Origin of the sequence: Sphingomonas sp. Leaf28 (assembly GCF_001421685.1) — a bacterium.
Lineage (GTDB): Bacteria > Pseudomonadota > Alphaproteobacteria > Sphingomonadales > Sphingomonadaceae > Sphingomonas > Sphingomonas aurantiaca.
Genome location: NZ_LMKX01000001.1, coordinates 502,381 through 523,568, shown reverse-complemented (window position 1 = coordinate 523,568; position 21,188 = coordinate 502,381). Strand labels below are relative to the sequence as shown.

General features: G+C 62.8%; 25 protein-coding genes and 1 pseudogene. 14 read left to right on the top strand and 12 right to left on the bottom strand.

From position 1 onward, the window contains the following. Positions 1-112: 112 nt before the first annotated feature. From ASE79_RS02475 to ASE79_RS02465, 3 genes are read right to left on the bottom strand one after another with little or no spacing between them, the layout of a single operon-like run. Complete coding sequence (locus ASE79_RS02475) at positions 113-532, bottom strand: hypothetical protein (protein ID WP_056411427.1); 420 nt, start codon at positions 530-532, stop codon at positions 113-115. Continuing rightward, positions 529-1,248 carry a prepilin peptidase gene (locus ASE79_RS02470; RefSeq protein WP_056413241.1) on the bottom strand — a complete coding sequence of 240 codons (720 nt, stop codon included), beginning with the start codon at positions 1,246-1,248 and terminating at the stop codon, positions 529-531. Before ASE79_RS02470 ends, ASE79_RS02475 begins: the two co-directional genes overlap by 4 nt. A gap of 28 nt (positions 1,249-1,276) precedes the next feature. Then, the gene (locus ASE79_RS02465; RefSeq protein WP_055879041.1) at positions 1,277-1,528 is read right to left on the bottom strand and encodes a hypothetical protein; all 252 of its coding nucleotides are present in this window, start codon (positions 1,526-1,528) and stop codon (positions 1,277-1,279) included. A gap of 89 nt (positions 1,529-1,617) precedes the next feature. Between ASE79_RS02465 and ASE79_RS02460 the strand changes: the two genes are divergently transcribed. The 4 genes from ASE79_RS02460 (at position 1,618) to ASE79_RS02445 (ending at position 7,686) form a co-directional block, all read left to right on the top strand. Beyond that, positions 1,618-2,811, top strand: coding sequence for an acetyl-CoA C-acyltransferase (locus tag ASE79_RS02460; protein ID WP_268796142.1), 1,194 nt, complete (start codon positions 1,618-1,620; stop codon positions 2,809-2,811). Between the two features lie 585 nt (positions 2,812-3,396). Continuing rightward, positions 3,397-4,749 (top strand): GGDEF domain-containing phosphodiesterase, encoded by a 1,353-nt coding sequence (locus ASE79_RS02455; RefSeq protein WP_082445014.1) that lies wholly within the window; start codon positions 3,397-3,399, stop codon positions 4,747-4,749. After that, positions 4,746-7,229 carry an ATP-binding protein gene (locus ASE79_RS02450; protein WP_156359498.1) on the top strand — a complete coding sequence of 828 codons (2,484 nt, stop codon included), beginning with the start codon at positions 4,746-4,748 and terminating at the stop codon, positions 7,227-7,229. The genes ASE79_RS02455 and ASE79_RS02450 overlap by 4 nt, the downstream gene beginning before the upstream one ends. Positions 7,230-7,293: 64 nt before the next feature. Next, the gene (locus ASE79_RS02445; protein WP_056413229.1) at positions 7,294-7,686 is read left to right on the top strand and encodes a response regulator; all 393 of its coding nucleotides are present in this window, start codon (positions 7,294-7,296) and stop codon (positions 7,684-7,686) included. Here the strand turns inward: ASE79_RS02445 and ASE79_RS02440 are convergent. Continuing rightward, positions 7,683-8,552 carry a class I SAM-dependent methyltransferase gene (locus ASE79_RS02440; RefSeq protein ID WP_056413225.1) on the bottom strand — a complete coding sequence of 290 codons (870 nt, stop codon included), beginning with the start codon at positions 8,550-8,552 and terminating at the stop codon, positions 7,683-7,685. The two genes, ASE79_RS02445 and ASE79_RS02440, sit on opposite strands and share 4 nt — an antisense overlap. Positions 8,553-8,629: 77 nt before the next feature. Between ASE79_RS02440 and ASE79_RS02435 the strand changes: the two genes are divergently transcribed. From ASE79_RS02435 to ASE79_RS02420, 4 genes are read left to right on the top strand one after another with little or no spacing between them, the layout of a single operon-like run. Then, a complete protein-coding gene (locus tag ASE79_RS02435; protein WP_056411425.1) occupies positions 8,630-9,358 on the top strand; it encodes a ComF family protein in 729 nt (242 codons plus the stop codon). Between the two features lie 31 nt (positions 9,359-9,389). Continuing rightward, positions 9,390-9,644: a glutaredoxin 3 gene (gene grxC, locus ASE79_RS02430; protein WP_056411423.1), complete on the top strand. Its 255-nt coding sequence runs from the start codon at positions 9,390-9,392 to the stop codon at positions 9,642-9,644. Next, on the top strand, positions 9,644-10,471 hold the full coding sequence (locus tag ASE79_RS02425) for a carbon-nitrogen hydrolase family protein (RefSeq protein WP_056411421.1): 828 nt from the start codon (positions 9,644-9,646) through the stop codon (positions 10,469-10,471). The genes grxC and ASE79_RS02425 overlap by 1 nt, the downstream gene beginning before the upstream one ends. Further along, positions 10,468-10,896, top strand: a complete 429-nt coding sequence (locus tag ASE79_RS02420) for a DUF1178 family protein (RefSeq protein ID WP_056411419.1) — start codon at positions 10,468-10,470, stop codon at positions 10,894-10,896. Before ASE79_RS02425 ends, ASE79_RS02420 begins: the two co-directional genes overlap by 4 nt. Before the next feature lie 137 nt (positions 10,897-11,033). Here the strand turns inward: ASE79_RS02420 and ASE79_RS20145 are convergent, their stop codons facing one another. The 5 genes from ASE79_RS20145 to ASE79_RS22010 form a co-directional block, all read right to left on the bottom strand. Next, the gene (locus ASE79_RS20145; protein WP_156359497.1) at positions 11,034-12,110 is read right to left on the bottom strand and encodes a tyrosine-type recombinase/integrase; all 1,077 of its coding nucleotides are present in this window, start codon (positions 12,108-12,110) and stop codon (positions 11,034-11,036) included. Positions 12,111-12,359: 249 nt separating this feature from the next. Then, entirely contained in the window at positions 12,360-12,740 is a 381-nt protein-coding gene (locus ASE79_RS02410; RefSeq protein ID WP_056411417.1) for a helix-turn-helix domain-containing protein, read from the bottom strand. Beyond that, on the bottom strand, positions 12,737-12,922 hold the full coding sequence (locus ASE79_RS02405) for a hypothetical protein (RefSeq protein WP_056411416.1): 186 nt from the start codon (positions 12,920-12,922) through the stop codon (positions 12,737-12,739). The genes ASE79_RS02410 and ASE79_RS02405 overlap by 4 nt, the downstream gene beginning before the upstream one ends. Before the next feature lie 94 nt (positions 12,923-13,016). Beyond that, positions 13,017-13,679 carry a phage regulatory CII family protein gene (locus tag ASE79_RS02400; RefSeq protein WP_156359496.1) on the bottom strand — a complete coding sequence of 221 codons (663 nt, stop codon included), beginning with the start codon at positions 13,677-13,679 and terminating at the stop codon, positions 13,017-13,019. A 135-nt stretch (positions 13,680-13,814) separates the two neighbouring features. Next, entirely contained in the window at positions 13,815-13,943 is a 129-nt protein-coding gene (locus ASE79_RS22010) for a YdaS family helix-turn-helix protein (RefSeq protein WP_416354501.1), read from the bottom strand. A gap of 77 nt (positions 13,944-14,020) precedes the next feature. Here ASE79_RS22010 and ASE79_RS22005 point away from each other — a divergent pair. From ASE79_RS22005 to ASE79_RS02395, 3 genes and pseudogenes are all read left to right on the top strand, one after another. Further along, positions 14,021-14,194, top strand: a pseudogene (locus tag ASE79_RS22005) (helix-turn-helix domain-containing protein); the annotation flags it as partial. Between the two features lie 69 nt (positions 14,195-14,263). Continuing rightward, positions 14,264-14,521 carry a hypothetical protein gene (locus tag ASE79_RS21540; protein WP_235516721.1) on the top strand — a complete coding sequence of 86 codons (258 nt, stop codon included), beginning with the start codon at positions 14,264-14,266 and terminating at the stop codon, positions 14,519-14,521. A gap of 255 nt (positions 14,522-14,776) precedes the next feature. Beyond that, complete coding sequence (locus ASE79_RS02395) at positions 14,777-15,538, top strand: hypothetical protein (protein WP_056411413.1); 762 nt, start codon at positions 14,777-14,779, stop codon at positions 15,536-15,538. Positions 15,539-15,566: 28 nt separating this feature from the next. Here the strand turns inward: ASE79_RS02395 and ASE79_RS02390 are convergent, their stop codons facing one another. Next, on the bottom strand, positions 15,567-16,721 hold the full coding sequence (locus ASE79_RS02390) for a hypothetical protein (protein WP_056411411.1): 1,155 nt from the start codon (positions 16,719-16,721) through the stop codon (positions 15,567-15,569). Then, complete coding sequence (locus ASE79_RS02385) at positions 16,722-17,237, bottom strand: ImmA/IrrE family metallo-endopeptidase (protein WP_056411409.1); 516 nt, start codon at positions 17,235-17,237, stop codon at positions 16,722-16,724. Positions 17,238-17,759: 522 nt separating this feature from the next. Here ASE79_RS02385 and ASE79_RS20690 point away from each other — a divergent pair. The 3 genes from ASE79_RS20690 (at position 17,760) to ASE79_RS02375 (ending at position 19,552) form a co-directional block, all read left to right on the top strand. Next, a complete protein-coding gene (locus ASE79_RS20690) occupies positions 17,760-18,371 on the top strand; it encodes a hypothetical protein (RefSeq protein WP_162236986.1) in 612 nt (203 codons plus the stop codon). Positions 18,372-18,627: 256 nt separating this feature from the next. Next, the gene (locus tag ASE79_RS02380) at positions 18,628-18,981 is read left to right on the top strand and encodes a hypothetical protein (protein WP_056411406.1); all 354 of its coding nucleotides are present in this window, start codon (positions 18,628-18,630) and stop codon (positions 18,979-18,981) included. Between the two features lie 76 nt (positions 18,982-19,057). Continuing rightward, positions 19,058-19,552 (top strand): hypothetical protein, encoded by a 495-nt coding sequence (locus ASE79_RS02375; protein WP_056411404.1) that lies wholly within the window; start codon positions 19,058-19,060, stop codon positions 19,550-19,552. 823 nt (positions 19,553-20,375) lie between these two features. Here the strand turns inward: ASE79_RS02375 and ASE79_RS02370 are convergent. Continuing rightward, positions 20,376-20,645, bottom strand: a complete 270-nt coding sequence (locus ASE79_RS02370) for a hypothetical protein (protein ID WP_056411402.1) — start codon at positions 20,643-20,645, stop codon at positions 20,376-20,378. Positions 20,646-21,188: the final 543 nt, after the last annotated feature.

The following is a 21,188-nucleotide window of genomic DNA, read 5'->3' as shown; positions in this document are numbered from 1 at the left end:
GCTGTTCGAAGCTGTCACACGATTCCCTTTTACCGGCAGCGATCGTGTACGATTCACCCCCATCTTCGCCCACGTAACGCACGGAGGGCGGCTTGGTTTCACGAAAATTGACTCAGACGCAGCCGATGAGGCCACCGACCGGCATGACGACGGTATCGCGCCCCGGGCGGTCGATCCGTAGCGTCGCGGACGTCACCGTCGCGCCTGCCGATATGTCCGCGCGCACCGAAACCGCCATGTCGAGCGTCGCGGTGACGTCGCCGCCGCGATACTGGGTGACGCCGCCGAAGCCGAAGCCGATCGCGGGCGACTGGGTCGCCATCGCATAGTCGGTGGTCTTGCCGTCGATCGCCAGGCGGATCTGCCCAGGGTCGGCGGTGGCCATCGCAACGAGCTGGCGGCCGGCGTCCATGCTCCAGAGATAGGCGGCGCACCCCTTTGCGGGGAGCTTCTGCTTGCCGATCGCGCCCAGCGGGCCGGGGCCTGGGTTGGCCGCAGCCTGCAAGGCGAGGAGAAGAGCGAGCGATATCATGGCGTCAGGCCTATCATGAAGAGCCATGCGGGATAAGCCGCCAATGCCAGCAACGCGCCGAACGGAAGCGCGGTGTCCGCCGCCACGCTGCGCCCCTTGAGGTGCGCGGCGAGGACGACGCCGAGCCCGATCATGCTGGCGATCAGCAGAACGGCGGGCAACATTTGCCATCCGAGCCACAGCCCGATCGCCCCGAGCAGCTTGGGGTCGCCGCCGCCCATCCCGTCGCGCCCGCGGAGATGTCGATAGCCGAACGCGACCAGCCACAGCGTGCCGAATCCGGCAATGCCACCGATCGCCCGCGCGAGTAGCGGCGGGCCGATCCCGACCGCTCCGCTGATCACGCCGGTGCTGGCGAGCAGCAATGTCAGCCGGTCGGGCAGCCAGAACGCGACAAGATCGAGGCTCGCCAGTGCCAGCAACAGCCATCCGAATACCGCGCCCGCGACCCCGACAGGCCCGGGCGCGACGATCCCGGCGGCCACGCCGATCGCCACTCCCGCCAGCTCGATCCGCCAGTGCACCGGGCTGATCGCGGCGCCACAACCGCGGCACCGTCCGCGAAGGACGAGCGCACTCAACAACGGCACCAGTTCAACCGCGCGGAGGGTCCGCCCGCAGTGATCGCAGGTCGAGCGGCCCGCCATCACCGATCGCCCGTCCGGCCAGCGCGTCACCAGCGCCGCGACGAAACTGCCAAGGATCGCGCCGAGCATGCCCAGCAGCAGCGCCCAGACCGCGGCCTCAGACACCGGTCTTGCGCACCAGATAGCGATACACGCCGAGGAGGTTGATCCCGAACAACACGATATTCTGCGTGCCCAGCGCCCAGTCCCCGGTCAAGGCTGCACCGCTGAGCCAGGCGATCGACGAGCCGACGAACAGCACGAACCCCCAGCCGGTCACGCGTCGCCCGAAATCGAGCGACACCATGAACGCGGCGATCACCCCGGACGCCGCGGCACACCATTTGAGCGTCGTGATGAGTGTTTCCATGTCGACGGGTCTAGGCGCATCCCGCGCTGCTTTGTATTGCCGCGCATCAACCCCAGATACGGGGGCATAAGACTATATGGAGAGCATAAGTGGCCGTCGATCGAGATCCCGTCGTCATCCTGTCCTACGCGCGTACGCCGATGGGATCGTTCCAGGGCGCGCTCGCCGGCGCGACCGCAACCCAGCTTGGCGCCGATGCGGTCCGCGGTGCGGTCGGTCGGTCGGGCGTGTCGGCGGCGGATATCGAGCGGATCTACATGGGCTGCGTGCTGCCCGCCGGGCTCGGCCAAGCGCCTGCGCGACAGGCGGCGATCAACGCCGGACTTGGCGACCATGTCGAGGCGACGACGGTCAACAAGATGTGCGGATCGGGGATGCAGGCGGCGATCCTTGCGGCCGATGCGCTGGGGGCCGGGTCGGTCGACCTGCTCGTCGCGGGCGGCATGGAGAGCATGACCAACGCACCGTATCTGTCGAAGAGCCACCGCGGCGGCGCGCGCATCGGGCATGACCGGATGTTCGACCATATGTATCTCGACGGGCTCGAGGATGCGTATGAACCCGGCAAGCTGATGGGCAATTTCGCCGAGGATACCGCGCACGAATACCAGTTCACGCGCGCGCAGATGGACGACTACGCGATCGAATCGCTGCACCGTGCGCAGCGCGCGCAGACGTCGGGCGCGTTCGATCGCGAGATCGTGCCGGTCGAGATTAAGGGCCGCAAAGGCACGACCACGGTCGCGCTCGACGAGCAGCCGGCCAAGGGCGACGTCGCCAAGATCCCGACGCTCAAGCCGGCCTTTTCGAAGGACGGCACGATCACCGCTGCCAATGCCTCGTCGATCTCCGACGGCGCCGCCGCGCTCGTGATGACTCGGGCGAGCGTCGCCGAGCGGCTGGGCATTACGCCGATCGCGCGGGTCGTGGCGCATGCCGCGCATGCTCACGCACCGGCGCTGTTCACCACCGCGCCGGTGTTCGCGATGCGCAAGGCGATGGAGAAGGCGGGGTGGTCGGCCGTCGACGTCGACCTGTTCGAGGTCAACGAGGCGTTTGCGGTCGTCGCGATGATCGCGATGCGCGACCTCGGCCTGCCGCACGACAAGGTGAACATCCACGGCGGCGCCTGCGCGCTGGGGCATCCGATCGGTGCGAGCGGCGCGCGGATCCTGGCGACGTTGCTGTCCGCGTTGGAAACCACCGGCCAGACGCGCGGACTGGCATCGCTGTGTATCGGCGGTGGCGAGGCGACCGCGATGGCGGTGGAGTTGATGCGCTAAGGCCAAGCGTTCGGGGAATGGCGCGCGTTCGCGCCGTTCCCCCATGGCGGCCGGCGACCGGCCCGCATTCCCTATCAGTATCGTGTGTAGCACCCGGCGACCCGTATCGTCGCAATGATCGTGCGCGTCCGCGGAGTGGGGCTGGGCTGCGGGGAGGGTAAGTTTGCGTCGGGAGCGGGGCCTCGGTGGCGCTCGACCGGCGACTTTATAGTGTCATGTTACAGCAGTGTTACTGACCGATCGGCCCCGGTGACGCCTTAACCAAGCAACGTGCCTCCTGCCGCTTCACGCTAGTCATCATGGGTAAAGTGTCGGCCCGATCACCGTGTTCGCCATATAGGGGCGAACAGCGTTGATCGAGCCGACGTCGGCATTCACCAGGGGCGAATGCCGCTGTAGATCAGCGAGATGATGAGATTCAGCATGTTTTATGCTCCCTTATTGACACCCAATCGGGTGCGATTTCGGCTTAATGGATAACAAAACGTTAAACAATGAGATTTGTATTTTGTTAACCACGTTTTGCGGCCAACGGTGTGTGTTGTGCTTAAGAGTATGTTTAGGCGTGTCCGATATCGCGGAGGCATGAGGGAGTTTCCGCAGTCACGCGTTGCCAGCAGCGTCCAGGCCGACGACCCGGTCGGCGCGTTAGGCCCTGTAAGTCAGGCGCTAATTCCGGCGCGTCCGCATCGTGCCATCGCCTGGCAGTTCCTGATCCTGGCCGAGATCGAGAATTTCGGCGTCCTACGCCGGCATCTGGGGCGTCCGCGCGCCGATATGCTGATCCTCGACGTCGCGGCGCGGATCGGTTCGGTGCTGCCCGACGCGCGAATCGTCGTCGCCGGCCGCGACATGGTCGAGATCGCCTTTGAGAGCGAGGCGCGGCTTGCGCTCGACGTGGCGATCACCGCGCTCGAGGGCGCGCTCGACCTGCCGTTCGACATCGATGGCGAACAGCACAAGGTCCATGTCCAGTTCGGTGCCGCCGCCGGTGCCACGATCGGCGATCACGACGAGGTCCATCTGGTCGAGGAGGCCGAGCGCGCCTTGGCGGACGCGCGTAGCGAGCGGGTCGCGGTCGCCCGCGACGTGAACGCGGGCGCGGCATCAATCGACCGGGCGCAACTGGCGAGCGACCTGACGATCGCGATCGATGCCGAGGAGCTGTTCCTGCAATATCAGCCCAAGGTCCATCTCAGGCGGCAGGAGATCACTAGCGTCGAGGCGCTGGTCCGCTGGAATCATGCGACCCGGGGGCTGGTGCTGCCGAGCGACTTCATCCCGATCGCGGAGGAATCGCGCGATATCGTCGCGCTCACGCTGTGGACGATCCGCCGGTCGATCCGCGACCAGAGGACGCTGGCTGCGCATGGCCATGAGCTGCGGATCTTCATCAACATCGCAGGGGTACTCCTGGCCGACGCCCGGTTCGTCCGGACGGTGTGCGCGCTGGTCGAGACCAGCGGCGCGCGGCTCGGGTTCGAGATCACCGAGACCTCGGTCATCCGCGATCCCGAAAGCGCGATCGCGAACCTCAAGATCTTCGCCGATATCGGCATCGTCATCGCGATCGACGACTATGGCGCGGGGCTGTCGTCGCTCGCCTATCTTAAGCAGTTGCCCGCGCGCGAGCTAAAGATCGACAAGCTGTTCGTCACGCAACTCACGAGTTCGAACCGCGACCCGCTGATCGTGCGCTCGACGATCGACCTTGCCCATGCGCTCGAGATGGAAGTGGTTGCCGAGGGCGTCGAGACTCAGGCGGCGATGGCGTTGTTGTCGGTGATGGGGTGCGACATGATCCAGGGGTTCCTGATCAGTCGTCCGATCAACCTCGACGCGCTGATCCACTTCCTCGCCGAAGAGAAGCATCTCGCGATCGCAGCGGAGGCGCGCGCGCCGTTCAACCGGCTTGCGACCGTGTGGAAGCGCGGATGAGCCGTCTCTCCGCACGCTGGATGGGCCTGGCCACGTATGGCCTGGTTATCGGCTGCGGACTTATTTCGCCCGGCCGCGCACAGGGGGCCGAGCTGCCGGCAGCGGGGCGGTTCGATCAGACGATCGCCGATGCGAAGGCGGCTATGCTGATCGATCCCGCCGTCGCGCGGACCAAGGCTGCCGCCGCGGAGCGGATCGCCGCATCGATCGACGATCCGGCGGTTCGCGGGATTTCGACGGCCACGGCGCAGTGGCTACAGGGTGAATCATATCTACGGACGGGCGATCCCGAGAAGGCGCGGCTGTTGATCAGCGCGGCGTTGGCCAAGGCTGCCAGCATCGCACCAAAGTCCAAGCTGTATGCCGATATCCTGCTGTCGCGCGGTGGCGCCGAAAGTGGGCAGGGGCGTGCCGGCGCGGCGTTGACGGATTATCAAACGGCATTCGCGCGGTACAGGCAGCTGGGGGATAATCGCGGGCAGGCGATGGCGCTCGTCTTCATCGCGTGGCTGTACACCGAGGCGATGGATCAGACGACCGCGCTCAAATATTATGATCAGGCGATCGAAGTCTATCGAACAGATCCGAGCCTGTCGATATCGGTCTACAATAATCGCGCGACGGCGTTCGGTGAACTGAAGCAATACAAGCAGGCGTTCGCAGAGTTCAAGATCGCGCTGTCTCTCGCCAAGGAACTGAAGAGTCCGGCGCTCGTGGCGCAGATCTATGCGAACTTCGCGCTGCTTCAGCTGTCGTCGGGCAATCTGGGAGGCGCCGAGCAGTCGATCCGCGAAGGTATGCGGCTGACCGCGGATCGCGAAACCGCGGTCCTGAGACCCGGCATCGTCGCGATCTCGGCAAAGCTGGCGTTGCGGCGCGGGCAGGTCCCGCGTGCCGTGGCGCTGATCAAGCAGGCGCTCGCGAATCCCGGGCCGCAGGGTGCGAGCATTTCGCTCAAGGATCTCCACCAGACTGCCTATGACGTGTTTCTTGCGGCCGATGATCCCAAGTCGGCGCTGGTCCATCTCCAGGCGCTGAAACGGATCGACGACGCTGCGACGAAGGTCGCGACCAGTACCAAGTCGGCGCTGATGGCGGCGCGGTTCGATTTTGCGAACCAGGAATTGAAGATCAGCCAGTTGCGCGCGGACGAGTTGCGTCGCGGCATCGTGTTCGAGCGCGCGCGGGTGCGGACGCAGCGTTACGTGTTCTTCGGGATCGCGGCGGCGGTTGCGATCGTGATCGCGTTGCTGGCGATCGGGCTGTTCACGATCCGGCGCAGTCGCAACATGGTGCGCGCGGTGAACGCCGACCTGGCGATCACCAACGGCGCGCTCGGCAAGGCGCTCGCCGCCAAGACCGAATTCCTGGCGACGACGAGCCATGAGATCCGCACGCCGCTCAACGGTATCCTCGGCATGACCGAGGTGATGCTGGCGGACGCTAAATTGTCGCCGCTGCTGCGTGATCGGCTGGATGTCGTGCGCGGCGCGGGGATCACGATGCGCGCGCTGGTCGACGATATCCTCGACGTCGCCAAGATGGAGGCGGGCAACCTGACGATCGAGGCGGTGCCGTTCGACCTGTGCGCAACCGTCATGGACGCGACGCGGATGTGGCAGGAACAGGCGCGCAGCAAGGGGCTGTCGTTCGAGATCGACCTCAAGGGCTGTCCCGCGATGATCCTGGGCGATGCCGCGCGGATCCGTCAGATCGTGTTCAACCTGCTGTCCAACGCGCTCAAATTCACCAAGCGCGGCCGCGTGATGCTCGCGGTCGATGTCGGCACGGACGGGCGGTTGCGGATCGCGGTGACCGATTCCGGAATCGGCATCCCCGCCGACAAGTTCGAACAGATCTTCGAGTCCTTCGCACAGGCCGATGCGGGCACCACCCGCCAGTTCGGCGGGACCGGGCTCGGGCTGGCGATCTGCCGCAACCTCGCCCGCGCGATGGGCGGCGATGTGCTGGTCGCCAGCGTCGAGGGGCAGGGGACGACGTTCACGCTGGTGCTGCCCTTCGTCCGCGCGGTCGACATCGTGCCGGTCGCGGCCCCAGCGGCCGACGACGTCGCGGTGACGCTGGTCGTCGATCGCAATCCGATCACCCGGAGCATGTTCAAGACGCTGCTTGCCCCGCACGCCGGAGAGATCGCGTTTGCCGGATCCGCCGACGCGGCCGTCACGCGGCTGGGGGAGGGCGCCGTCGCGCACGTGCTGATCGACGATGCGACCGTGCGGCTGGGCGAAGATCCGCTCGCCGACCTTCGCCGCATCGCGGACGCGGCGGGTCTGGCGCGGGCGCAGACGAGCGTGTTGTGGCCCGTATCGGCCGGGCAGGAGCAGGATGAGTTGCTGGCGACAGGCATCACCAGGGTCATTGCGAGGCCGGTCAGCGGTGCTGCGCTGGTGCAGGCGATCTATGGCGAATCGACACCGCAAAAGGGCGTGCATCCCGTCCTTGTGTCGGACGCTGCATAAAGCGTAGATGCACGATTATGTCGGCCGCATTTCCCTCGCATGTCCCGCTGTCGACGAGACGCTGGTGAACGTTCTTTTTATCGAGGACGACCGGATGAACCGGCGGGTCGTGAAAGACATGCTCGACGTCGCCGGCGTGACGATGGTCGAAGCCGAAAGCGCCGAACGCGGGCTGGAAATCATCGACGAACAGGATTTCGCGATGATCCTGGTCGACCTGCGGATGCCCGGCATGGACGGCGTGACCGCGATCCAGCACATCCGCGCGCGCGACGATCGCAAGGCACGCGTGCCGATCATCGTCGTCACCGCGGATATCGCCCCCGACCTGCGCGAGCGCTGCATCGTCGCGGGCGCGGACGACGTGATCTTCAAGCCGGTGGCGATGGATTCGCTGTTCGATGCTATGGGCCGTATCCTCGCGCGCGATGCCGAGGGCGATGGGATGATCGGCTAGTCTCTCGCCTTGAGCGCGTCCGTCATCGAGGCGGTCGCGCTGCCCCGCCGCGCGGGCTTGGGCTGCGACGGGTCGGGGGACCATCCGGTCAGGAACACGATCTGGAACGTCTCGTGCGTGCGGCCGCGATCGTCCGCCGCGGCGGCGAACGCCGCGATCGTCCGGCCCAGTATGTCGCGCGACATCGGCTGGCGCTGGTTGAGCAGGTTGCTCGCCCCCATCCCACGGAGATCGCCCAGCAGCCGACCGAGATCGCGGTAGCCGACGTCGAGCGTCTCGACGTCCGCCACGGGGAGCGCGAAACCCGCGCGCATCAGCAGGTCGCCCGCGGAGCGGACGTCGATCTGCGGATGCAGCCGCGCCGCGGGCCGGTCCGCTTCGGCGATGCGCAGCGCGGCGCGCAGGGCGGGCAGGCTTCCCGCGCCGACGAACGCGCCGAGAAACAACCCGTCCGGCCGCAACACGCGGCGGATCAGCGACAGCGCGCCGGGCAGGTCGTCTATCTGGTCGAGCACGCCCGCGCTCACCACCAGATCGAAGCTCGCATCGGCGAAGGGTAATCGGTCCTCGTCGGCCTGCACGCCGTGCGCGGCGGCGGCAAAGGCATGGCCGGGGTCGCACCGTGCGATCCGCGCGCCGGCGGGGGCGGGCAGCGCTGCGTCGAAACAGCCGAGATCGAGGATGTCGGTGAACGACCGCGTTACCGCCGAGAGCCGTTCGTCGATGCCGTCGAGCATCGTCGCGCGGAGAAAGTCGTGCTCGGCATAGGCGGGCGCGGCGCGATCGCGGCGCCGGCGGCGGGCGGCACGGTCGAAGATTTGGGGCGCTTGATCGGACACGGGGGCGCTTGTGCCGCGCACCGGCATCGCCGACAAGGGGTAGGGCGCAAACAGTCGCACCGCGCACGGCGGCTACGCGGCGCGGGGTGTAGGAAAAGGGGTCGGTGTTGAAACTGCCGGCCGTGCTACGCCATGTCGTCGACGCCGCGTTGCCGCCGCGTTGCGCGGGGTGCGGCATCCCGGTCGCGCAGGATCATCGGTTTTGCGCCGCCTGCTGGAGCAGCCTGCGGTTCATCGCGCCGCCCTGGTGCGCCGGATGCAACCTGCCGTTCGCGTTCGATCGCGGCGACGATGCGCGGTGCGGCGACTGCCTGCGCGATCCGCCGCGCCATGCCGGTGTCCGCGCGGCGGTCGCCTATGGCCCGGTCGCGCGGAGCCTGGCGCTTCGGCTGAAATATGGCGGGCGGACCGCGTTTGCCGAGACGATGGCGTTGCGGATGCGGTGGCTGCTCCCCACCGATGCCGAGTTGCTCGTTGCGGTGCCGCTGCATCGCCGACGTATCTGGTCGCGCGGGTTCAACCAGGCCGCGTTGATCGCCGACGCGCTCGCCAAGGCGGCGCACGTCCCGCACGACCGCGACGTGCTCGTCCGGCCGCGTCGCACCGTCGCGCTGCGCGGGCTGGGACGGCGACAGCGCGCGGCGGTGGTGGCGGGCGCCTTCGCGGTTGCGGCACCGGGGCGGGTTCGCGGCAAGGCCGTCGTGCTGGTCGACGACGTCTATACCAGCGGCGCGACCGCGGAGGCTTGTACGCGCGTGCTGTTGCGCGCAGGTGCCCGCTCCGTCACGATTTTATGCTGGGCGCGCGTGCTGCCCGCGGAGCGCGACGATTGACAATGGCGACCCGCAACCACATTTCGGTCCGATGGCTAAAGTTGAAATCTACATCAAGCAGTTCTGCCCCTATTGCTCGCGGGCGCTGAAGCTTCTCGCATCGAAGGGCGTCGAGCCCGAGACGTTCGACGTCACGATGGGCGGCCCGAAAAAGGCGGAGATGGTCGAACGGTCGGGTGGCCGCATGACCATGCCGCAGGTCTTTATCGACGGTAAGCATATCGGTGGCTCGGACGATCTCGCCGCGCTCGATGCAAAGGGTGGTCTCGACCCCCTGCTCGCCTGATGCCACGGATCGGCGTCCTTCAGATGACCAGCGGGATCGATCCCGCGGTCAATGCAGCGACGCTGACCGATGCGATCGGTGCCGCTGGGAAAGCCGGTGCCGGGATGCTGTTCACGCCCGAAATGTCCGGGCTGATCGATCGTGACCGGCGTCGTGCCGGAGAGGCGATCGTCCGCGAGGACCAGGATATGGTCCTCGCCAGTGTCCGCGATGCTGCCGCGGCCGCGGGGATCTGGGTGCATCTCGGGTCGCTCGCGATCCGCCGTGACGATGGCAAGTTCGCCAATCGGGGCTTTCTGATCGACTCTTCGGGGACGATCCGGGCGCGCTATGACAAGCTGCATCTGTTCGACGTCGATCTTCCGTCGGGCGAAAGCTGGCGCGAGTCCGCCGCCTATGTCGGCGGCGAGACCGCGATCGTGGTCGATACGCCCGCGGGGATGGTCGGTGCGTCGATCTGTTACGACCTGCGGTTCGCCGCACTCTACCGCGCGCTCAGCGATGCGGGTGCGACGTTACTGTCCGTGCCCGCCGCCTTCACCCGGCCGACCGGCGCCGCACACTGGCAGATCCTGCTGCGTGCGCGGGCGATCGAGGCGGGTGCTTACGTTGTCGCCGCCGCGCAGACCGGCATCCACGCCGATGGTCGCGCGACCTATGGGCATTCGCTCGTGGTCGATCCCTGGGGCGAGGTGATCCTCGACATGGGGGAGGAGGCGGGCCTCGCCTTCGTCGATCTCGATCCCGCCAGCGTCGATGCGGTCCGGTCGAGGATCCCGGTGCTGCAACACCGGCGGTCGATACCTCCGGTGACGGTCGTTCGATGATCGTCTTCGACCTGAAATGCGGCGGCGGCCATGTCTTCGAGGCTTGGTTCGGTTCGACCCCGGCGTATGAAGAGCAGCGCGCCGCCGGACAGGTCCGGTGCCCGCTGTGCGACAGCGGCGACGTCACCAAGGCGCTGATGGCGCCCGCAATCGCCTCAAAGGGCAACAGCAAGTCCGATGCGCCGACGCCGGGTGCGATCAAGGCGGTGATGCAGCGCCTCGCGAGCCAGCAGGCCGAGGCGCTCAAAACGTCCGAATGGGTCGGCACGGCATTCGCCGAACGCGCCCGTGCAATGCATCTGGGCGAGGAAAAACAGGCCACGATCCACGGGCAGGCGAGCGTCGCCGACGCCAAGGCGCTGGTCGACGAGGGTATTCCCATCGCCCCGCTGCTGCCGACCGCCGCGCCTAAAACGCTAAACTGAAGGGCGCATCACGTCGTCATGGTCAGGCGGAAAAGCTGGTGCCCCCGGCGAGATTTGAACACGCGGCCTACGGTTTAGGAAGACGTAGCGTGCCACCCCCGGGAATGGCGCAAAAAGGGCAGAAACGCGCGGTTTCATCAAGCGTTCGCGGCCTCGAACCGTGGGGAGTGTGCCCCGCGCTGTGCCATCACCGACTTGGCGCTCTTCGCCTGGTCAGGTGTAAGAAACGCGAGATAGCGCTCGGTCACGGTGATCGTGCTGTGGCCTAACTCGCCCTGTAGATCGTAGATCGAGCCGCGTCCCGACCGGAGGTACTCAACGGCGAACAGGTGACGAAAGTCATGGTGACTGAAGCGGTGGAACTCCACCTCTTCGCGTGCCGCTTTCTGTGCCACCCGCCGTGTCAGATCGCCGAGGCGCGACGATACCTCCGTCAGGCGCTGTCCCTTGTCCTTCCAGAACACCCACGGCTTACCGATGTAGCGCGGCTGCCGATCGATGATTGCCTCCGCAATTTTCGTCAGCGGTACGACGCGCAGCTTATCGCCCTTGCCCTTCTCGACTGTGATCGTCCGCTCATTGCGATCGATCGACGCGTGGCGCAGACCGGTGACCTCGTCGAGGCGCAGACCGGTTTCGCGCGTAAATTCGCATAGGTCACGCACACGTGGAACGAGGCGCGGGAAGACCATCGCGATCGACGCTTCCTGAGGCAGAACGATTCGCTCGATGCGCTCCGGCACGATTCGACGCCGGTTCAATCCGACCGCCGGATTATCGGAAATCCAGCCTTCGTCGGCCGCGTTATCGAGCACGCTCGAAATCGCAGTGAGATCACGGCGTATAGTTGCGTTCTTCACTCCAGCACGTCGACGGGCCTTTATGAGGTCCTTTAGGACGTCGGCCGAGATCTGCTGCACTGACAACGGGTCGAAGTGCCCCCGGACCTGGCGCAAGCTGCAAAGGTAGCGGGTATAGGTTTGACTACCGACAGCCGTGGAAATGCGCTGGCTCCAGCTCACCACGGCATCGGCCCAGCTCACGGGACCGGCAGCCCCAAAGACCGACTCGTCCTCGATTTGCTCGCGTAAAAGCGCCAGTCTCTTCACCGCGACCCGCTCAGAACGCGTTCGTAGGCTTTCTCGGTATTCGACACCGCGGACCTTGAAGCGCGCCCAGTAGATGCCCGCGCGGACGTATAGATTTTTCGGCATGAAGGCCTCTTCGTTGTACGTGTGACCCAAGCGCGGAGTTCGGCGACGGCAAAGAGCCAGCGTCCCGCCGGCTTGCTCGCGCCGGGAATCGATGGCGCGAGGTCCTGCAGGGTGCGGCGGGACAGGCCGGTGATCAATACGGCACCGGCAATGCCGACCCGTTCGGGGGAGGCGACCGTCATACGGTCCCCCGCGCAATATTTCATCTCGTCAACATGGGAGATTGCGGCCGTCACGACGGCAACGTGCCTACGCAGCATCAGCGTTGCTTCTAGGGGCGCTGCCAGGGCATGCGCTGCAGCGATCGTCTGAGATCCACGAGCACGGTCCGGCATGGCCGACGCAGGGGTCTGCTTCGCTGCAGGCGCATACGACGCACAAGCGGGGAGCTTCGATACCCTCTGCTGACAGAGCGACCAGCACGCCAAGGTCGAATTGCACCACCTGGTGAAGCACGACGATCGTGTTGAACGACGCAGGCATCTGGTCGCTCTCAATCTGCGCAAGCCAGCCGCGGCGGAGATGTTGCGCCCAGCGCGGCACAGTCGCGATCCGCTCGGCGACATCGGCGATCGATAGCCCTGCCGCCTCGCGACGTGTTCGCAGGTATTGGCCCGGGGTCAGCGTCATGCCGCGACCTGCTGGTCAAGGTTCCCGCCGGCTGCGACGTCGACATAATCGATCGCGTCGAGCAGCAAACGCATGCCTTGCGGAATGTCATGATCACTCGGCAGGTTCAGCGCCTGCAGGGCGCAAGCCTGCTCCCGTAGGGCCTTCGATATGTTCGTGAGGGCTTCGCGTCGGTTGAGCATCAGGAGAGTCCAGGCAGCAGTTTCCCGCCCCGCAAATCGTGATGATCGCGGGCGGGTCGGGGGGCGGCGGTGTCAGGTGAGCAGTAGATCGGGCTTAGGGCGGCGCTTCCGGCGGGGAGCCGATGTGCTCGAGCTGGTAGCGCAGCTTGGCGGTGGCGCGTTCGAGATCAGCGATGTGATCGAGCGCTGCCTGGGCCTCGCGAGGCGTCACCTTCGCACCGTCCTCGCCGGTGCCGGCAAGCGCGTCTGACACGGCGCGGGAGACGTCGCCCACTTCGATGCTGAGCGCCATTACGCCAGTACGCAGGCAGGGCTCTGCCCCATCGCGCTCCGGTAGCATGATCACGACCGCGCCCAGCAGGCTCGCCATTGCGTTCAGGATGTGAGGATGCCCATCTTCGCGAGCGCCGATGCCGTCGATCCGAACGGCGTTGCGGATTGAAATGCTGGCGCGATCGTTCTTCGAACAGAAGCACGAGATTCGCGTGTCCGAGAGACCGGTCTCGTCCTCGCACACCTTCCCACCGCCTGCGGCCTGCACGGCCCGCTTGGTTGCCTCGGCGAGCCGACGCTCTGCGACTGGCAGCTGCACGTCACCCATGACGGGAAACGCCGGTTTCGATTCCCGATGCGCGCGGCGCCTGGGGCGGGCAAATATGCCGCAATGAGATGTACGTCGACGGCAACCGGGGGGAGGAATGCCGTCGACGCTCGCCGCCAGGATGGCGGCAGAGAGAAACTGGGCGGCGGCCTTCACGGCCGCTCATCGTGATGTCTCGATGCTTTCGGGACCGTCGTGGGACTTCAGGTCATGCGGATACAAATCGGGACGAAGGTCATGCTTCGAAACCCCGGTATCAAGTTCGATCGCCAGCACCTGTTCTGCGGGAAGCTACGCCTTTCCGTGAACCCATTTCCAGACAGCCGCCTGGCTTACGCCGCGCGCACGGGCTGTTGCAGACTGCGATCCGTAGATCGCGACCGCACGCTGGATTGATTCGAGGGGGGTCCGGCAAATCATCATGCCCATCTATTACCCTGGTTGTAGATGGTCAAGCACCAAGGTGGACGTGCGCTTTATTACCGCTGTTATAGATTGTGAATGTGATCAAAGCCGAACGCATACGCGACCTTATGAAGGCCAAAGGGCTTAGCCAGTCTGAGCTAGCTCGTCGCGTCGGTGTGTCTCAGTCGGCAATCCACAAAATTGTTAGTGGGTTAGCGTACAGTTCGGCCCACCTGCATAAGGTGTCCCGAGCGTTAGACACATCGACCGAATACCTCATCGGCGAGACTGACGATCCCGAATTGGGTACGCCTCTCCCACGCTGTGAGCCACGCGTGCAACATCTGCTGCTGGCTGTTGCCATGCCAAACGAAGATGCGTTGGCGGATATGTTCGAGGCTCAGCTTCGGGTGTTTGGTAAACTGACTGGCGCCGAGCTAGCTCGTGCTCTCGCCAAGCGGCTGCCCAAAGCTCTTGCACGGCTTCAATCGACCGAGCTGTATCAGGATCTTGATGAGTCGAAAGCCGCAGTCGAAGGCGCTGGACCTCTCCCCACAGATCGTCCCGCAATCCCGCAAGCTCAGCGCAGATGACATCGCATCTGATGCATGCATGAGAGCAACCTGGCGTCATTCGCAGCGTAGGCTTAGCCACCCGTCCTCCCGGCAATCTGTTCCGTTTATGTTCTATAAATCAGAGTCCGACCGTTTAGTCGAGAGGGCGCAGTCCATGGGGGTATCGCCGGGGTACATCGTTGCGGACTGGTATCAAAACTCGCGCATTTCCGCGGGCCTCAATAGGCCGCGGCGGAGGGATCCTCCGCCGCAGCCGCACCGAAAAGGGGAGTAATGCACGCTTCGGTAACTTGGCTCGGCTCCGCCGCGCTCGCGATCGCGAGCGCGATCGCATTGTCGGTTCAGCCAGCGCGCGCGCAAACTCAGCAGCAACAAGATCGGATCGATCGAGTTTCCCGCCTGGTCGTCACTGCTCCGTTATGCGGCCGTCTTGGCATGACGATCGATCCTGACCTTCCGGCAAAAGTAGCAGCCGCTTTTAAAGAGGAGGCGTCAGGGTGGGGCATGGATCAGCACCGGCTCGACCAACTCGCAGCGGAATCGTCCGACCGGCAGACCAAGCTGTTCCTTCGAGATTTAGGGGCCGAAGCTGACAACGCCAAAAGCGAAGCGCAGCTGCGCAATCTCAGGTCGGTTCTGCTGAGCTACGCCCGTACGTGCGTTGAGGCGACCGAGGATCCAGTCTTCTCGAAGGTCGTAACGAAACCGGCAGGTTTCAGCGCCGACGCTGCTGCGACCATATTTACGGACAGCATGCTCGAAGACGGCGGGCTCGCTAGTTGGCAGACGCCCGCTATCCAGGCACGGGGTGGGATAATGATGATGGCCGGTACGTGTCGGTCGGTCATTGGCAAAGTTCGGTCCGACGCGCTGGTTCTCGAATACGGCAAGTCGGAGGATACCCGCGCTCGCAGATACTATCTGAAGTCGTTCGATATCGGTTTAGATGATACCGAAATGAAGTTTAATCTAGCGCAGTGCAACCGAGCAATTGCCGGTCTCAAGGCAGATCTGGCGAAGGCACGCCCGCGCTAGTCTGCGGCGGGGGGGATCTCCGCCGCACTTAGCTTTTTGTAGCGTCGTTATTCTTATCGAGGGCCGCCGATAACCGACTTAGCCGCTCTGAAAAGGCTTTCCAGTTTTCTGGAAAATTCGGGTCTCCCAAACCTGCCGATGTATCAGCCGCGGCTTCCGCCTGCTCAATGGATGCAATCCCGTCTGACGGCGAATCAAACCACTTTACCAAGTTATCGAGACGCTCACCATACCAATCTGGATAGTGTGTCAGTACTGTTTCTTCGGCAGAGACGATAAAGGGAGGCGAGATGAAATCTTCATTCTCGTTGAAGAAGGCTCGGCAAAAGTCCGAAACAAGATCTCTGTCACGTTTATCCTGCCCCAAGAGGCGGTCTGACAACACCGCAGCCGAGTCATCAGTGCTAAGATCGATCCAGAAAAGGGGATAACCCGAACCGCCCATGACCCCTTTCAGATGCACATCCCCATCGTAGCGCAGATCTACAGGTACGATAACCTGGTTCGCAAGACGCGGGGCCATTGCCAGAATGTAAGCTACCTCCACGCTGATGATGAGTTTGCGAGCTGAGGCCTGCGTCGTAAGGCGAAATCCGGTATCAATTGATGGACCAACATAGTCGATGTTGATGTCTTTTCGACCGTTGAGATAGTACGTGTTTAGGATTCTACCGTTCTCAGCGAAGTAATCTTCGATAGGTCCGCGTTGCGAGAAGGTGTCACCGCTGAGCACCACCTCCTTATTACGAATAGGAAACTCGGCTAGCCAAATCGTACTCTTGACGCCAAGGCGCCCCTTGCCTTCTCTTGCGAGGAACTCGCGCATAGCTTGCAGGGCATCAATCCAACATCGTACGATGGCTAAAACTTGCCGATGATCGGAGATCACTTTTGTAAATAAGACTTCGTCGCCGACAGTTTTCCAAAGGGTTGGCGCGGCGCCCAGGTAGCTACCGACACCTAATGCCTTTTGCAGACGCTCCCACGACTGCTCTACGGACTGTTGCGCTTCGAAATAGAACCCTTGTATGGTTGTAAACCAGGACGGGTCGTTTGCCTGGCCATTCGGTTCGAGTGCGCCAAGTTTAGACTGCTTTTGTGCCGTCGAGCCAATGATATCCGCGCTGAGGAAAATTCGCAGGCGAGGTTTCAAGAATTCGGGGCATTGGTCCAGCTCTATCACTTAGGACAGGCCCAAGGTTTTAGCTCTGAGCTCGGCTGCTTGGGCTGATACGCCAAATTGCTGGGCGATAGATCCTGTGTCTAAACCGCTCTTCCAAGCATCTGCGAAGGTTGCCGCGGGCATAAGGAAAGCGGCAGCGAACCAGTTTGCTTCCCACTCTAAGCGATCAGATCCCCTTCTCAGCGCCATCATCCGGCCGCCCACCCGGGTAGGATCCCATAGGTAGTGCAGGACGTAATGTCCCAGCTCATGTGCGATAGTGAACCTATCCCGGGCGCGACCTGTGTGCGCTGGAAGGATTATTTTGAATTCATCCGGTGCCTCTACGTATAGGCTTCCCGATCTCTCTGGATCAGAAAGAAGCGTATCTTCAATTTGTACGTTTCCGCCTAACTTGCGCACGAACGCCGGCAGATCTTCGCCCGGCTTGTAACCGAACTGTTCCGCAAAGGACTCCGCAACTTCGTAGACCTGAGCCTTGCTCAAGCCCGACGGAGTGGCATCTAAATAGCTCATTTATCCTCGCTGGTCGCAGGCCTACCGCTACATAATACGCTGCGCTAGCGTTGACAACTGTTCTCCAAACGTTCCGCTTTGTCCAAAAATGGGATGTCCGTTTTTGATGACGTCTCGTGGCCGGTCCACCTCGTGATTACGCCGCGGGGCGCCCGAAGGTTGCCGATGTTTTCACTGGACTAGACCCTCGGGTCGAGGATCAAGTGGGGTACCGCGGGGGGTGCAGCGCGCCTAGGCGCGTCCGCAATATGCTGACTTAGTGAGGCTATAAGAAGCTGCGGGGGAGGGTGTCTCCGCCGCGGCAAGGTCTGGCTCGGGAAGGAAAGCGGACCTTCCGCTTCGCGGGCAGCGCCCCAGGAAACCGGCCACTGAGCCAAGCATCCCACATGCATCAATCTTTTGCATCGGCGGAACGCTCGGTTTTCCGCCGCCCTTTGGTCGATGCAAAACTTGTGAGTTTTGCATCGCAACCGGCTAGCTGACATTTAGGTTTTCGCAATTGGTGCCTGTCAAAAAGGCGCGATGGTTAAATCCAAAGTGCTTCCGCTGAGTGATGTCTGTCCTCCCATGGCTGTGCTGGTGTCAGGCCAGGGCTGGTCGCTTATCCAATCCGACGGCATTCTTGGTTATAATACGCAGGCATTTATCGAAAAAGACGGTGTCGTAATCAGTTATGTCAACAGCAGGGGGGAGCAGGATTATGGCGTTAGGCTTAGTCGCGCCGTCCATCCAGTTTTGAGTGGCGAACTAAATTGCCGCCCGGGTTTAATTGAGGTTCTCGCTGCTACCGGAATCCGGACCAGTCCTGGCGACGTTGTATTTGAGGCTGCTAAAAATCTATCATCTATTAAAAGATATTTATCCGATCCGTCGACTTGGAAGGCGAACGTAATACTAGAAGCCGAAAAGCTATTAGATCGGCACAAAACCTGGAGCGATGGTCCAGAGTTCACGCGCGATCTGGCAAAGTCATTAGCAGGCCGTCATCCGTGGCTTACAGCGGGCAAGGTACCGGACTTAGCCGATTTACTAAATACCGAACAATCCCTCTCTTATAAGGCACGACGTTCCCATCTCGGAATAGTGATTGGAGCTATTGGCGTCGGTATGGTTGTAGCTCACTACTGGATGTAACAGCGAGGAGCCGGCGGGCGGGTGTCGGCTGCTACGCGCTAGCAGGCGAGCTGATCCCACCTCATTCGTGATGCAAAACTTTCGATTTTTGCATCATGTCATCGCCGGGTTTGGCATCATCGGCATGAACAGATGACCGCTTTTGAGACTGCGAGTTGCCTACCGGATCGTCCGACTTTGGGCGTAAGCGGAATGGCCAGTTTGGAAACACAAGCGGTCGTTGACTAGTCCGCGGCGGACCACCATCCTGACGCCGATGGAAGGATGGTTGGAGCTTCGCCTTAAGCTTTTGGTCGTTCCCGTTCTCATCGGGGGTGCGGTCTTTGCGGCAATTCTCGTGGCAGTGCGGTGGCTGATCCCCCACGATCGAACCCATCTCAAGCGCAGAGTGGCGCTGTGCTGGCTTGTCGGCTTATCTGCGGCGTTATGGATCGGGTTCGAGTTGGAAGACGCCAAGGCAGCCGCTATCCACAATCGCAACATCGGCATTCCTGTCGTATTCATCTGGGCATGGGTCACGATGGTGCTGCCCGCACCGTTCGTCGGGATGGCTATGCTGTCGCTCGGCGGTGACTGGCTAGGTACACTCGGCAATCAACGAGACGAGTGACTGCGCCTGGGCGTTTTCGGACCCTCGCGGCAAGTTGTGGTAACGCTCAACCTGCCTCTGCGAATGAGACATCGCCATGTACGGCGCGGTTTCAGCTTACCTAAGGCTCGGCTGGAACGTCTGGTTCGGGAAGGGAAGCGGACGGGCGCCTTCGGGGGTGATCGTTAACGAAAACGACCTAATATTTGGGACTGTTTCGTTGACCGTTGAGGGCGACCGCATGGCCTTTCTAGCTGATCCTGCCGAACTCCGAACTATCGATATTGACCGAGGGCTGGAGCTTTTCACGAACGGGGGTGGCTCCGACGGCAATCGCCGATTTAAAATCGTTCGTACGGATGGCGCCGAAGTTGGATTTTCGACGAGTTGGTTCTCTGATCGGGAGCGTCAGTGGCGGCACGATCACCCGTCCGCGATGAATCCTACCGTGCACTTCGTCGATCCGCGGAGAGGGCAATTTGGAGATCAAACTAGACAAGAAACAGACGAGGTAATCCGAGAGGCACTGACCGCCTTCAAAGATATACACGGGCTCCCAGCGAACAGCGAAGTCATCGTCAAATTCACCTGAATGAACGGCCGCTGTTAGGAACGCTCTAGAGGCAGCGGGCATCCGCTATTGGGCGTTTTGTACCGGGGTATCGGCGGGGTACAACGTCGAACAGGGTGGCGAAAAACGTCGTCTTTCCGCGGGTTCGGAAAGGCTGCGGCGGAGGGTATATCCTCCGCCCCAATGTCTGGTTTGGGAAGGAAAGCAGACTGTCCGCTTTGGATCGCAGATGGTGGAAAACGGACGTCAAACGTCGCCTGCCAGCCACGCGAAGAGCACATAGCCGCCAAAGAGGACGATCAGGATTATTCCTGCGATTACAGGACCGATGAAAGTCCCGTTGCGGTCGATAGGCGCTGTCATGCCTAACGCTAGGCTTCTCTGGCGAATGTCTGCAAGGGGAAGGAAAGCGGAAGGGCTGCTTTCGGTGACTGATGCTGTTAAGCCGACGTCGCTGCGCTTTATCGCTGGTAAGCATCTTCTGGATACCGGGGCTTGAGGCCGAGACGTCGCGCCGAATTTTTGAGCCAAGCTTGAACACAAGGGTATGATCCGAGGTCATCGGCTGTGTAGAGATACTTGTACGGCCAAGCACTTTCTCCGATCCGGAAGCTTCGAAATCCGCACTTGCCTGCCGCAGCCATAACCAAACTCAACTGCTTGTAGCTACCTGCGGCTAGCGGAATTTGGGGAGCCGCCTGCGCAGGGGCGGAAATTAGTGCCGCTACAGCTGACAAAACGAGCGCAGAAGATCGAAGCAGCCGTTTAATTCTCGTCATCGCCGCATCCTGACGGCCGCTAGTAGGCCGGGCAAGAGCGTTCGCGAACGTTCTCAAGTGGGCGATCACCGCCTGTCGAACGCAATCGTGTCGGATGTAGCGAACGGCGGGCTGACCACGGCTTCATACCAGTCGGCACGGAAGCCCGGCAGTGCGGATAGATGCGCGATCAGGTCTGGCCAGCCAGCCGCTTCCTCATGGAACGACCAAACATGCCCCGCGACCTCGACATCGCAGCATAGCAAATCGGTCGTAATTTCATCCCGTTTGTAGAAGACTACCGCGCGGACGTCGGCCAGCGTTAACTGAGCAAGGACGGCTGGGGTGATCGTCATTTCGATATGATGCCTTGCTGAACGAACGGCGGCAATCGGTAAGCCTGAAGCCCGCGCCGAACGACCGAATGTGGGCGGAAGCGGACGAGCACGGAGGCACGATCCATCTTTGATTGCGCTAGCTGTCGAGCGCTGCCTGCCAGGGGTATCGTTGGGGTACATCGTGGCATAGCCTCCTCGCAAACCGCAGGTTTCTGCGGGGTGTGATTGGCTGCGGCGGAGGGGGCCTCCGCCGCATAACATAGGGAAGCCACCGCGTGACGAAGACCGCCTACCCAAACAGTGGATGTCCGTGGTCGGAAGGCGACGAGCAAGTCATAGCCCGATGGGTTGCCACGAAGCATATCGCGGAAATTGCCGACTTGCTTGGTCGTACCCCGGCGTCGGTCTACGTGAGAGCACGAGCCATGGGGCTTAGTACGCGCCGCATTGCGCCTGGCTAATGCAGAGTGGTCGGGATGACTCCGATAGCGGCCTTTATGAGCGCCCCAACGACCTTCAGGTCCAGCTGGATCGCTAAGGAACGCAAGCCCCACAAGCCCT